Origin of the sequence: Campylobacter sp. US50a (assembly GCF_004379015.1) — a bacterium.
GTDB lineage: Bacteria > Campylobacterota > Campylobacteria > Campylobacterales > Campylobacteraceae > Campylobacter_D > Campylobacter_D jejuni.
The window spans coordinates 128,167-141,401 of record NZ_RYYJ01000002.1; the positions used below are offsets into that span (position 1 = coordinate 128,167).

The 13,235-nt window shown below is 28.4% G+C and carries 12 protein-coding genes; 9 read left to right on the forward strand and 3 right to left on the reverse strand.

Annotation, left to right across the window (positions count from 1 at the left end):
* The first annotated feature begins 26 nt into the window (after window positions 1-26).
* From ELQ11_RS01975 to ELQ11_RS01995, 5 genes are read left to right on the forward strand one after another with little or no spacing between them, the layout of a single operon-like run.
* Window positions 27-1,427: a COG3400 family protein gene (locus ELQ11_RS01975; protein ID WP_052949356.1), complete on the forward strand. Its 1,401-nt coding sequence runs from the start codon at window positions 27-29 to the stop codon at window positions 1,425-1,427.
* Between the two features lie 45 nt (window positions 1,428-1,472).
* Window positions 1,473-2,528 (forward strand): 3-dehydroquinate synthase, encoded by a 1,056-nt coding sequence (gene aroB / locus ELQ11_RS01980; RefSeq protein WP_052857660.1) that lies wholly within the window; start codon window positions 1,473-1,475, stop codon window positions 2,526-2,528.
* Window positions 2,525-4,096 carry a mechanosensitive ion channel domain-containing protein gene (locus ELQ11_RS01985; protein WP_052949357.1) on the forward strand — a complete coding sequence of 524 codons (1,572 nt, stop codon included), beginning with the start codon at window positions 2,525-2,527 and terminating at the stop codon, window positions 4,094-4,096. Before aroB ends, ELQ11_RS01985 begins: the two co-directional genes overlap by 4 nt.
* The gene (gene mtaB, locus ELQ11_RS01990; RefSeq protein ID WP_002861742.1) at window positions 4,093-5,343 is read left to right on the forward strand and encodes a tRNA (N(6)-L-threonylcarbamoyladenosine(37)-C(2))-methylthiotransferase MtaB; all 1,251 of its coding nucleotides are present in this window, start codon (window positions 4,093-4,095) and stop codon (window positions 5,341-5,343) included. The genes ELQ11_RS01985 and mtaB overlap by 4 nt, the downstream gene beginning before the upstream one ends.
* Before the next feature lie 3 nt (window positions 5,344-5,346).
* Window positions 5,347-6,957, forward strand: coding sequence for an ATP-dependent metallopeptidase FtsH/Yme1/Tma family protein (locus ELQ11_RS01995; protein WP_126222971.1), 1,611 nt, complete (start codon window positions 5,347-5,349; stop codon window positions 6,955-6,957).
* A 7-nt stretch (window positions 6,958-6,964) separates the two neighbouring features.
* On the opposite strand, the gene ELQ11_RS02000 is transcribed toward ELQ11_RS01995, so the two are convergent.
* Window positions 6,965-7,381, reverse strand: coding sequence for a PepSY-like domain-containing protein (locus ELQ11_RS02000; protein ID WP_004305692.1), 417 nt, complete (start codon window positions 7,379-7,381; stop codon window positions 6,965-6,967).
* Window positions 7,382-7,479: 98 nt separating this feature from the next.
* On the opposite strand from ELQ11_RS02000, the gene ELQ11_RS02005 reads away from it, so the two are divergent.
* Window positions 7,480-7,998, forward strand: a complete 519-nt coding sequence (locus ELQ11_RS02005; RefSeq protein ID WP_052949359.1) for a rhomboid family intramembrane serine protease — start codon at window positions 7,480-7,482, stop codon at window positions 7,996-7,998.
* Window positions 7,995-8,507: a histidine phosphatase family protein gene (locus tag ELQ11_RS02010; protein ID WP_002861738.1), complete on the forward strand. Its 513-nt coding sequence runs from the start codon at window positions 7,995-7,997 to the stop codon at window positions 8,505-8,507. The genes ELQ11_RS02005 and ELQ11_RS02010 overlap by 4 nt, the downstream gene beginning before the upstream one ends.
* A gap of 14 nt (window positions 8,508-8,521) precedes the next feature.
* On the opposite strand, the gene rpoD is transcribed toward ELQ11_RS02010, so the two are convergent.
* A complete protein-coding gene (rpoD, locus tag ELQ11_RS02015) occupies window positions 8,522-10,390 on the reverse strand; it encodes an RNA polymerase sigma factor RpoD (protein WP_070252677.1) in 1,869 nt (622 codons plus the stop codon).
* Between the two features lie 79 nt (window positions 10,391-10,469).
* Window positions 10,470-11,351 carry a LysR family transcriptional regulator gene (locus ELQ11_RS02020; protein WP_126219422.1) on the reverse strand — a complete coding sequence of 294 codons (882 nt, stop codon included), beginning with the start codon at window positions 11,349-11,351 and terminating at the stop codon, window positions 10,470-10,472.
* A 112-nt stretch (window positions 11,352-11,463) separates the two neighbouring features.
* On the opposite strand from ELQ11_RS02020, the gene ELQ11_RS02025 reads away from it, so the two are divergent.
* Both ELQ11_RS02025 and ELQ11_RS02030 read left to right on the forward strand, forming a co-directional pair.
* Window positions 11,464-12,561: a YeiH family protein gene (locus tag ELQ11_RS02025; protein WP_126211336.1), complete on the forward strand. Its 1,098-nt coding sequence runs from the start codon at window positions 11,464-11,466 to the stop codon at window positions 12,559-12,561.
* A 91-nt stretch (window positions 12,562-12,652) separates the two neighbouring features.
* Window positions 12,653-13,225, forward strand: a complete 573-nt coding sequence (locus tag ELQ11_RS02030; RefSeq protein WP_126211335.1) for a hypothetical protein — start codon at window positions 12,653-12,655, stop codon at window positions 13,223-13,225.
* Window positions 13,226-13,235: the final 10 nt, after the last annotated feature.

A 13,235-nucleotide genomic window follows, 5' to 3' on the forward strand; every position in this document is an offset into this window, starting at 1 on the left:
TTATAATTTCCTTTTTGGAGTTTAAAATGAATAATATTTTAATTATAATAGACGGTATTTTAGCAAAGCATTTCTTAGAAAGGCTTTGTTTTGAAAAAGGCTTAGGTTACTTTTTTACAGTAGTGTGTCAAAATAGTGAAAAAAATAACTTAAATATTTCTAGTGAGTATATTGACTTGCATTATTTTGATCCTACAAGCACAGCGCGTCTTGAAAATATTATGAGTAAAGATTTTAAACAGGCTTTTATTTATATGCAAGATGAATTTGAAACTAAAAAAAGTTATGAGGCTTTGCGTTCTTTAAATCCAAATTTAGAAATAGAAATAATGGATTTTTGGGGGTTAAGTGTTAATGATACTCATGTAAATTTAGCTGATGCTAGAATGACTTTAAGCCGTAGATTTATGGATTTTTTACCAGATATTGCTTTAACAGCTCAGTATATAGGACTTGGGGTTGGAGAGATTATGGAAGTAAAAATTCCAGCAGGGTCTATTTTTGCTTATAGGCACATAAGTTCAATACAACAAAAAAGGTGGCGTATAGTCCTTGTTTATAGAAATTCTAAGATTTATTTTGTAAAACCATCTTTTGTTTTAGAGCCAAATGATAGCATTTTGATCGTTGGAGATCCTGTTGTTTTACAAAGTATTTTTCATAATATAAGAGGCAAAGCAGGGCAATTTCCTATGCCTTTTGGAAGTAATGTTTTTGCTTTAATTGATATGAAAAATATGAATCAAAATATGCAAGAAAGAGTGCTTGATACTACTTTAAAATTAATTCAAAAAAGCAATGCAAAAAGATTTTTTATACATGTTATCAATCCTAAATTAGGGGTAATGTATGAAAAATTAAAAAAACTTTCTGAGGATAAAGAAGGTGTGTTTTTTGATTATTTCAACACGGATTTTAAACAAATTTCCACATGGTTGCAAAATAATGATATAGGATTAGTTGTAACCGATATAAAAAATTTTGAGAAAGAAAAACAAGCTTTTTTTGATTTAAAAATTCCTATTATGAAGGTGGGTGAAGCTTCTTTTGATGAGCTTAAAGAAGCGATTATTTTAAGTGCCGATGAGAGTGAACTTGAAAACAATGCAAATGTCATTACTGATTTAAGTAAACAGCTTGATTTTGGAGTTATTTTATATTATTATAATCCAAATTCTCAAAATACTACAGATATGGAGGAGTATTTTAGAAGTTTATCTAAGCTTTATGATAAAAATATACAAATTATTAATAAAAATGATGAAAACCCTCTTTTAAATTTGCAATATCGCGAAGATTTGTTACAATTTGTGAGTTTTCAAAAAGAATTACTAAATAGAGATTTTGGCAGAAATTTAAGTACAAATTTAAATAGGCATTATTATAAAATGAGACAAAATTACCAACTTTTTATACCAGTAGAATAAATAATTAATTAAATGTGATAGAATAAACGCAAAAAGAGTAGTTCAATGCAAGTAGAAGTTAAGTTAAAAGAAAATGCTTATAAGGTTTATATTGATGAACTTGAAGAATTAGAATTTGATACTAAGGTTTTTATACTTTCAAATCCTAAGATTTCAGGTCTTCATTTGAAAACATTACTTTCTAAAATTAAGGCAAAAGAAATTTTTATTGCTACTGTAAAAGATGGTGAAGAATATAAAAATTTAAGCACCATAGAAGAAATTTTAAACCAAATGTTTAATTCTAAATTGGATAGAAAAAGCGTGCTTATAAGTTTTGGTGGTGGCGTGATTAGTGATATGGGCGGATTTGCTGCTAGTATTTATCAAAGAGGTATTGATTTTATAAATATTCCTACTACACTTTTAGCTTGCGTTGATGCAGCAGTAGGTGGAAAAACAGGTGTTAATAATAATTTTGGTAAAAATCTTATTGGCACTTTTTATCAACCTAAAGCTGTATATTGCGAGAGTTCTTTTTTAAAGACTTTGAGTTCTAGAGAACTTGCTGCAGGCATGGCTGAATTTATTAAAATGGCAACAATGTTTGATGATAGTATACTTGATTTTATAGAAAAAATTGATGAAAAAAGTTTCTTAAATGCTACTTGTGAGAATGAAATTTTTACTCAAATTATAGCAAGAAGCATAGAACTTAAATCAAGGGTTGTTGAACAAGATGAAAAAGAATCAGGGCTTAGAATGCTTTTAAATTATGGTCATACTTTTGCTCATGTTATAGAAAATTTTACAGATTATAAGCTTTATTTACACGGAGAAGCGGTGGCTATAGGTATGGTTATGGCAAATCAATTGGCTTTAAATTTAGGGCTTTTGGATAAAATGCAAAGTCAAAAAATAAAAGATATTTTACTTAAATTCAGTTTGCCAATATCATATAAAATCAACAATGTAGATGAATTTTATGAAGCTTTTTTCATGGATAAAAAAAGCTCTAATAAAAAAATCAATTTTGTCCTTGCTAGTCCTTTGGGTAAGGGTTTGATAAAAGGTGATATTTCTAAAGAAGATATAATTGCAACTTTAAGAGAATTCCAATGAAAAAAATTATTATTTTAACCTTTTTTGTTGTTTTTGCTTTTGGTGATGTAAATCGGACTATTATTAATAATATAAATGAGAAAATTAATACTTTAAATACTGTAATCAGTGCTAGTATTTGGAATATACGTTATGAAAATTTTATAAAATATCAAGATATAAATGATGAATTAATCATTTTAAATCTTAATTTAAAAAAGACTTCTGATATTCACCAACAAGAAGAACTTAAACGCAAGATAGCAAATTTAGAAGAGCAATTGAGCTTGCTTAAAGAATACAAAGATTTAAATTTTGCACAAAGTCTTAGCGCCCCTGATAATATAGAAACTTTATCTAAGCTTACTAATCCTTTGGCTATTATAGGAGCTTTTTCTCATATTAAGAAATTAAAAGGAGAAAAGGAAGAATATATATTTAAATTTAATGATTTTAAAAATTTAGTAGATAAAATTAGAGAAAAAAACTCAGAACTTAAAGAATTGGTTGAGCTTAAACCAAGTGTTGAGAATATAGAAGCTTTAAAAGCTTCGGATAAAAAATTAGAAGAATTTGAGCAAGCTTTAAATTTTGCTAGTGTTTCTTATTCTGTTTATGAGAAAAAAATTGATGAAGAGCTTTCTCGAGTAAGTGCTGAGATTAAAATTCAAAGCTTAAGGGCTGTAAATATACTTGTTGCTATTGTTATTGTTATAGCTATAGCTTTTATGTTGAAATTTATTGCTAAAAAATATATTAAAGATAGTGAAAGATATTATACCGCTACGAAGATTATTAATTTTATTAATATAAATATTATTTTTCTTATTTTGCTCTTTGCTTATATAGAAAATATTACTTATCTTGTAACTATACTTGGTTTTGCTTCTGCAGGCTTAGCTATTGCTATGAAAGATATGTTTATGTCTATGCTTGGATGGTGTGTGATTATTTTTGGTGGAAGTTTTAGAGTAGGGGATCGTGTAAAAGTTTTTCAAAATGATACTACCTATATTGGAGATATTATAGATATTTCTTTTTTACGCATTACTCTTTATGAAGAGCTTACGCTTGAAACTTATAGTAAAAATCGTCGTAGTGGGCGTATTATATTTATTCCTAATAACTATGTTTTTACAAATTTGCTTGCTAATTATACTCATCATGGTATGAAAACCGTGCTTGATGGCATTGATATAAGTGTTACTTTTGATAGTAATCTTGATAAGGCGCAAGAAATTGTGGAAAATATTGTTACACGCCATGCCAAAGGTTATACTGAGCTTGCTAGAAAAAATATAGCTCGTTTGCAACATGAATATAGTATTAAAAATCCTAAAGTGGAGCCAAGGTTTTTTATGTTTTTTGAACATTGGGGAATGCGAATTTCTGCATGGTATATGACTAATGCTTATGCGGCTTTGGTATTAAGAAGTACGATTAGCAAAGAGATTATAAAAGAATTTAATAAGCATAAAGATATAAAAATTGCTTATCCATCGCAAAATTTATATTTGGGAAATTTAAATCAAAATCATTTTGAACAACATCATGAAAATATGCATTTTCATACAAGGAATAAAGATTGAAAGAAAAAGTTTTTTTTAAAACCTTTGGGTGTCGCACAAATATTTATGATACAGAGCTTTTAAAAAGTTATGTAAAAGATTATGAGATTATAAATGATGAGAATAAAGCACAAATTATCGTTGTAAATTCTTGCACGGTTACAAATGGAGCTGATAGCGGGATAAAGTCTTATGTAAATACCATGCAAAAAAAAGGCATTAAAGTTATACTTACAGGTTGTGGTGCTGTAAGCAAAGGTAAGGAGCTTTTAGATAAAAAGCAAGTTTTTGGAGTGCTTGGAGCGTCAAATAAAGATAAAATCAATGAATTTTTAGGAGCAAAGACAAGTTTTTATGAACTTGGAAATTTAAATTTTATTGATAAAGATATAGTTTGTGAATATGAAAATCATACCAAAGCTTTTGTGAAAATTCAAGAAGGTTGTGATTTTGCTTGTTCTTATTGTATTATCCCTAGCGTGAGGGGAAAATCAAGAAGTGTGGATGAAAAAGCTCTTTTAAAACAGGTTGAAATTTTGGGAGCTAATGGTTATAGTGAAATTGTTTTAACAGGGACTAATATAGGTTCATATGGGCTTAAAAATGGCACAAGTTTAGGCAAGCTTTTGCGGAAAATGGGACAAATTTCAGGTATAAAACGCATAAGGTTAGGTAGTTTAGAACCCGCACAAATTGATGAGAGTTTTTTAGAAATTTTAGATGAAACTTGGCTTGAAAGGCATTTACATATTGCATTGCAGCATACAAGTGAAAAAATGCTTCGTATAATGCGAAGAAGATCGCATACGGATAATGATTTAAAGCTTTTTAATACTATAGCAAGCAAAGGATATGCTTTAGGGACGGATTTTATAGTAGCTCATCCAGGTGAGAGTGAAGAGCTATGGCAAGAAGCTTTGAAAAAATTTAAAGAATTTCCACTCACTCATATTCATGCTTTTATTTTTAGTCCTAGAAACAACACGCATTCTGCTACCATGAAGGATGTGATAAATGGAACTTTAGCTAAAGAAAGGCTAAACACTTTAAAATCCATAGTAGAAAAAAATAATTATGAATTTAGGAAAAAAAATCAAGTTTCACTTGAAGTTTTGATAGAAAATCAAAAAGATGGTTTTTTTGAGGGTTATGATCAGTTTTTTAACAAGATCAAAATTAAAAGTGATAAAGATATAGCTAAAGAATGGATTGTTATATCTGAATATGAAGTGCAAGAAAAGTCTAACTTTGCAATTTTAAAAGGCTAGATAATGAAAAATAAAAAGATAATTTTAGCATCTTTTATGGTTTTATGTATGCTTTTGGGAATTTTATATTTTAAAAATGAACCTAAATATATAGATGAAAATCTTTATCAAAGTCTATTAAGCCAAAATTTAATCCAAAAAGCTGTGATTGATAAAGACGAAATTTGGCTTAAGGCAGAAGGTGAAAATTACGTAATTATAAAAGATGGCATAGATATAAAAACACTTTTAGCAAAAGTTCCTATAGAGGTTAAAAAAGATAACACGCTTTGGGTGTTTTTTATTTTACTTGTTTTTATTATCGCACTTTTTATAAGTCTTGGTTATTTTGCCCGTAAAAAAGAATTGGCTAAATATCCTATATCAAATAAGAATCACATTCAAGCTCAAAATTCAAATATTAATTTAGAAAGTTCTCATATAAAACCTGTGATTTCAAATATTACTTTTAATGATGTAGCAGGTGTTGATGAAGTTAAAATGGAACTAAGCGAGCTTGTAGATTTTTTACAAAATCCTAAAAAATATAAAGAATTTGGTGTAAAAATGCCAAAAGGTGTTTTAATGGTAGGCCCACCAGGTGTAGGAAAAACATTGATAGCAAAAGCAGTTGCAGGAGAAGCAGGGGTGCCATTTTTTTATCAAAGTGGTTCAAGTTTTGTTGAAATTTATGTAGGTATGGGTGCAAAAAGAGTTAGAGAGCTTTTTTCAAAAGCTAAAATGATGGCTCCTAGTATAGTTTTTATCGATGAAATAGATGCTGTAGGTAAAGCAAGAGGAGAAATGTCAAATGTTGAAAGAGATAGTACTTTAAATCAACTTTTAACCCAAATGGATGGTTTTGAGGACAATAGCGGGGTTATAGTTATAGCTGCAACAAATAAAATCGAACTTATGGATTCTGCTTTATTGCGTTCAGGGCGTTTTGATAGGAGAATTTTTTTATCTTTACCTGATTTTAAGGATAGACTTAAAATTTTAGAAATTTATATGAAGGATAAAAATAATAATATCAATTTAAATAAAATCGCCAAAGCAAGCGTAGGTTTTAGTGGAGCAGGACTTGAAACTTTGGTCAATGAAGCGGCAATTAATGCTTTAAGAAGAAATAGTGCTTTAGTTGAGGAAAGTGATTTTTATGCTGTATTAAATAAAGTTCTTTTAGGCAAGAAAAAGATTTTAAGTTTTAATGATGAAGAGAAAAAAATTCAAGCCACTTATCAAGCTGCAAAAGCTTTGAGTGCATATTATTTTGACATAGGATTTGATAAAATAACTCTCATTGAAGATCGTTTTAAAGAATATGAGCATAATATAAGATCAAAATCAGAGCTTATCAATCGTATAAAAGTTTATTTGGCTGGTTCTAGAGCTATGAAATTAATTTACAATGAAAGTTATACCAACTCGCAAGATGATTTTTTAAAGATTAAAGAATTGCTTGATTATATGTTGAGTTTTGATATGTTAGAAGAGTCAAATTTAAATGAACAAAAAAAAGAAATGGATGAATTTTTAAATTCTATGAAGGATAAAATTTTAAAATTATCAGAGCTTTTGCTTGAAAAAGAAAAGATAGAACATGATGATGTTAAAAATATAATGCAGATTTGATTATATTTTAATCATCAATTTCTTTGTGCAAGATAGTTCCATTAAAATCTATAAGAATTTTTACATCGTTATCAAATTTAATCTTGTAATGGTTGATTTTTCTTTCGATTTCTCTAGCTTTTGTATTTGGAAATTCGTTTTTAATGATATTAGCTAAATTTTGAGGTAAAAAATCTAGTTCAAAAGGAAAGGCTTTATTTTCAATTTCTTTCCAAGCTCCATCTATGTCAAATTCAAGTTCTGTCCCATCGCTAAGATAGACTTCATAGGAATTTTTGTCTTTTTGCACGATCCCTATAGGTGCTTTGAAATTATGTTGTAAAAATTCTTTAGAAACACTTGGCAAATTATCAGCAGAAATTATTATATCAGCGTTTAAAGATAAACTTAAAATAGTAATAATACTTAAAAATTTAATTTTCAATATTTTTCCTAATTATTTTTTAGTAAAATTGTAAAGAATTTTATGTGAATTTTATGTGAATTTTAAGACAATATTATAAAAAATAAAGGTTTAATACTTTGCTTACAATTTTTTTAATTTTTTTAAATGTTTTATGTTATTTTTTGATTTCTTATGATTATTGCAATATCCTTGGTTTGAATATTTTATTTTTTAATGGAGCTTATTGGCAACTTTTAAGTTCAATGTTTTTACATGGAAATTTAACTCATCTTATATTAAATATGATAGTTTTATTTCAATTTGGGCGTATATTAGAAACTTATTTGGGTGCTTTGCGTTTTATTTTTATTTATTTTATTGGCGGGTTGTTATGTTCACTTTTAAGTGTTTTTTATGTGTATTTTGATTTTAAATATTTTGGAGAAAATATAAATGTCATAGGTGCTAGTGGTGCAATTTGTGTTTTAATGGGTTTTTATGCTGTTCTTGATAAAAATAGCACAAAAGGACTTATAGTGGCAATTTTACTTATGAGTTTTGCGCCATTACTTATGGGGGTAAATGTTGCTTGGTATGGTCATATTTTCGGGTTTATATGTGGTTATATTTTAGCTAAAATAAAAGAGGTAAAATGAAAAAAATTTATATTATAAGACATGCAAAAGCAAGTAAGAGAGGAGATATCGATGATTTTGAAAGAAAGCTTACTAAGAGTGGAAAGGAAGATTTAAAAAAACTTTTTAAGAATCTTGCCTTGCATGAAATTCATCCTGATTTAGTGTTATCAAGTCCTGCTGTTAGAACCGCTAAAACAGCGAAAAAAATAGCCAAATTTTATAATTTTGATAAAAATAAAATTTGTTTTGATGAAAGATTGTATCTTTGCAATGTTGAGAATTTGCTAAAAATTTTGCAAGATATTGATGATGAGTTTAATGAAGTGTTTTTAGTGGGCCATAATCCTGGTTTAATGGAGCTTGGAGAGTTGTTAAGCTCGCTGTGTTTAGCTTCTTTTCCAACTTCTTCTATCTTGTGTTTAGAATTTGATATTAAGGAATTTAAAAATTTAAAAAAACATAGCGGAAAATTAGTTTTTTTTGAACATGTACGCAAGTTAAAAGAAGAAAAAGATTTAGGTTTTTAGTGAGAGATTGACTCTTACTTCCAACCTTCTATATAATTTTTTAGTTTTCTTCCTACTTTAGGGTGTTTGAGTTTTTTTATAGCTGAGCTTTCTATTTGTCTCACTCTTTCTCGAGTGACATTAAGCTCTTTCCCAATTTCTTCTAAGGTTCTATCGCTTTCATCATCCATTAAGCCAAAGCGCATTCGAATTACCGCTTTTTCCCTATCGTTTAATTGGTCTAAAACTTCATCAATTTGTTCTTTTAAATCATCCTTTAAGATATGATCCATTGGAGAAAGTGAATTTCTATCTTCAACAAAATCTCCAAATTTACCATCATCTTCATTTCCTATTGGAGCTTCAAGAGAAATTGGTTCTTTTGTAATTTTAATAACTTGTTTAACCTTATCTACGCTTAAACCTACTTCTTTAGCTATAACGCTGACATCAGGTTCTTTTCCATCTTTTTGTAGATGTTCGCGGATAATTTTGTTAATTTGATTGATGGTTTCTATCATGTGGATTGGAATTCTTATGGTTCTTGCTTGATCAGCTATAGCCCTTGAAATAGCTTGCCTGATCCACCAGGTTGCATAAGTGGAAAATTTATAACCCCTTTTGTATTCAAACTTATCCACAGCTTTCATCAAGCCTATATTCCCTTCTTGAATAAGATCTAAGAAAGGTAGACCACGATTTGTGTAGCGTTTAGCTATGCTTACAACAAGACGCAAGTTTGATTTTGCCATTCTTCCTTTTGCTTCATCAGAGATTTTTTTACCACGTTTAATTTGCTCTAAAATTTCTTTTAAACGTGATTTTTCAAGATCAAAGCTTTTTTCACTGGCTTCTTTAGTTTGAAATAGTTTTTTAATTTCCATATAAGTGCTTACCATGGTTGTTTCTAAAGCTCGCTCTGTGATTTCTTCTTTGCTCAATTTTGTAATATCTTTTAAAATATCTGCATGGCGTTTTTTAAGTTCATCAGAAAACATAGGTAAGCGGTATTCTAAACGCTTAAGTTCTTTGTCAAATTCTTCATCACTTTTTAGTGCAGTTTCCATTGATTTTACGATTTCACTAATAAGTTTTGAAGTAGGGCCTAGATCCATTAATTTTTCTTTTAAAATATTTTTTTTGAATGCAATGCTTAATTTATCTAAAAGCTCATCTCCACTTTCCTTGTCTTTGGATGTTTTTAGCCAATCTTTTTTAGCTTTTTCTAGAGCTTTAAATTTTTCTATAACTTTTAAAGTTCTTTCATCTTCTTTTTTGCTGTTTTTTTTAGTATTTTCTTCATCTGTTTCTAATTCTGTTTCGTTTTCTTCATCTTCGTCTATATCAAGTTCATCAAGTTTATCATCATTTTTTTCTTCATCGTCAAAGCTTTTAAATAATTCTTTTACTCTTCTTTCTCTGTTTATTAAAGGTTCTTTATAATCTAAAATAAAATCTATCAAATAAGGTACAGAACAAAAAGCATCAATGATAATATCTTCACCAAGTTCTATTTTTTTAGAAATTTCAATTTCTTCATCTTTGTTTAATAAAGCAATTTGTCCCATTTCTCTTAAATACATACGAACAGGAGAGTCTGATCTGCTCCATTCTAATAAATCGTTTTCATTGGCTAAATCAAATTCGTTCTCAAGGCTTGTATCTTGGAGTTTTTGTTTTTCTTCTTGAAGTCTTTTAGCATCTTCTATGTTTTTCATTTGTGCAATTTCAGCTGCTGAAAAAAGTTGCACTTTGTGTTTTTTCATTAATGCTTGCACTTTTTTAGCGGTTGATGCACTTGGTTGTTTTGTAAGATATTTTACCAATTTTTCATATGTGATATAATCTTTTGCATTTTCTTGAAATAATTCTTCTAATTCGGCTTCTTGAGTTTTGGCGTTCATTGATTATCCTTGAAATTTATATAAGCTTTGGATTTTATCTAAAAATTGCTTAACTTTTTATATAAATCGGTTATTATGCTTATGATTTGAATATTTTTTCAAATTTTTCTAAAGCTCTGTTAAAATTATAATTTTTTCTTTTTAAGGTGTAAAATTTACGCTTTAGGTTGATATTTTTTAATTTAATTTCATAGAGTGTTGAATTTTTTAATTCTTTTTCTATGCTTTTTTTGGAAAAAATAGAGATTGCTTTTTTTTGTAAGACAAGTTCTTTAATCGTAGCTATTCTATCAAGCTCAAGAAAAATATTAAGTTTTTTTGAGCTTGCACCAATTTCGTTTAAAAATTTATCCCTTAAGCCTGAGCCTACTTCTCTTAAAATCCACTTTTGTTCTAAAAGTTCATCGATATAAAATTCTTTTTCATTGAGTTTTTTATCACTTGTGGCTACTATAAGTTCATCATCTTGCCAAAAATTTATTTCTAAATTTTCATACTCCACTAAAGCTGGATCAAGTTCTGCTTCAATGATTGCAAATTCTATATTTCCGTTTTTTAGCAAATTTAAACATTCTTTTGAATTCTGCGTTTGAGAGCGAATTTCTATGTTTTTAAATTCTGCTTTAAAATCAAATAAAATAGGAGCTAAAAAATGTTCAGAAATGCTTTGAGTTGAGGCTATTTTTATTTCCCCTAAGAGCATACTTTCGTCGTTTAATTTTTCTAAGCTTTGGTAGTAGGCTTGTATAATTTTTAACCAATTTTTTCCTAGTTCTAAAGCTTTTGGTGTAGGCAAGAGTTTTTTTCCAAGTCTTTCAAATAAAATGCCATCAAATTTATTTTCTAAATTTTTAATTACTATTGAAACATTGGGTTGAGTTATGGAAAAATTGTTGGCTGTATGAGTTGGACTTTGAGTGTTTAAAAGATCTAAAAATATTTCCATATCTTTGATTTTCATGAGTGATTCCTTTATTTAATAAAAAAAAATTATTATAAAAATTAAAATAATATATTTTTATAATTTTAATAAAAAAAATATAATAACACAAAATTTACAAAAAGGAAAATAAATGAAAACAAGTTTTTTAGCACATAGCGTGGCTATAGTGCGTTCAAATTTTAAGGGTTTGCTTTTTACTGCTTGTATAGTGATTTTTGCTATGTATCTCTCTAGTGTTCAAAGTATCAAAGATACTACTCATTTGGCAGCAACTGCCTTTGCTATCATCATAGGAGTATTGCTTTCTCCTTGGTTTTTTAAATACCAACATCATTTTCAAGCTGGAGTGCATTTTAGTGCAAAAAAGCTTTTAAGACTCGGTATTGTTTTATATGGTTTTAATATCACTTTAACTGAGCTTTTAAGTGTAGGGTTGAAAGGATTTTTGCTTTCTGTTATAGTGATATTTTTTGTTTTTATTATTGCTTTATTTGTAGGAATGAAAATTTTTAAACTCGATAAAGAAACTTCTATGCTTGTTGGAGCCGGAAGTGCGATTTGCGGTGCGGCAGCAGTTTTAGCGTTAGAGTCAAGTTTAAAAAGTGATCCTTTTAAGGGAATTTTAGCTGTAGGTACGGTGGTGATTTTTGGACTTGTGTTTATGTTTTTGTATCCTATAGCTTTTTCTTTAAATCTTTTTCCTTTTTTTGATCAAAATGCTATGGGGGTTTTTATGGGGGCTACTTTGCATGAAGTGGCAAATGTTGCAGGTGCCGCTGAAATGGCAAAAGATATGGCAGGATTTGAGCAAGGTGCTTCTAATGTTGCAGTGATTATAAAAATGATGAGAGTGATTTTACTTGTGCCTTTTTTGCTTATAGTGACTTATTTTTTTGCTAAAAATCAGCATTCAAGCAGTGGAAAAACTGCAAAAAGTATCACTATCCCTTATTTTGCTTTTGCATTTTTGGGTATGATAGTTTTAAATACTTATCTAGCAAGTAAAGAAAATATTTTGGGTATTGCTACAAGTGATATTATTTCTTTAGGTAAAACACTTTGTACTTTATGTATTGTTTTTGCTATGGCAGCTTTAGGTTTGCAAATTGACTTTAAAAAATTTTTAAAGAGTGGCTCTAGAGTATTTGGTTTGGCTTTTGTTTTAGGCCTTGTTTTGATTTTTGGAGGATATTTTTTAACCTTAGCTTTTAAAGGTATGCTTTGGTAATAAAAATTACTTTTTAGAAAATTTTATTTTATTAACTAACTAAGAATATAATTTAACTCATTAATTAAATTTATTAAAAAAAGGAATAAAGATGAAAAAAATTCTTGTAAGTGTTTTAAGTTCTTGCTTGTTGGCTTCTGCTTTAAGTGCCGTATCTTTTAAAGAAGATAGTTTAAAAATATCTTTTGAAGGGTATAAAACTAAGGATATGGTAGGAGTAGAAGGTGAATTTAAAAATGTAGAATATAAATTTTCTAAAAATGCAAAGGATTTTGCAAGTTATCTTAAAGGAGCTAAAGCTACTATAAAGCCAAGTAATGCTTTTATGGGTGAAGGCAATGATGTTATAACTAATAATATCACAAAAGTGTTTTTTCCTGCTTTATTGGGAAATGCAGACATTAAAGTTGTTTTTCAAGATGTGATTGTAGGTGAAAACAAAGGCGTTATTTCAGCAAAAATTACCATGGATAAAAAAAGTACTATTGTACCTTTAACTTATACTATCAAAGATAATAAATTTGAAGCTAAAGGGCAGCTTGATTTGCATACTTTTAAAAATGGTTCTAAAGCATTAAAAGCATTAAGTGATGCTGCTCCAGGACATGGTGGAATCTCTTGGCCTTTGGTTGATATCAGTTTTAATGCTGATTTAGCAGAATAAAAAGTAGCCT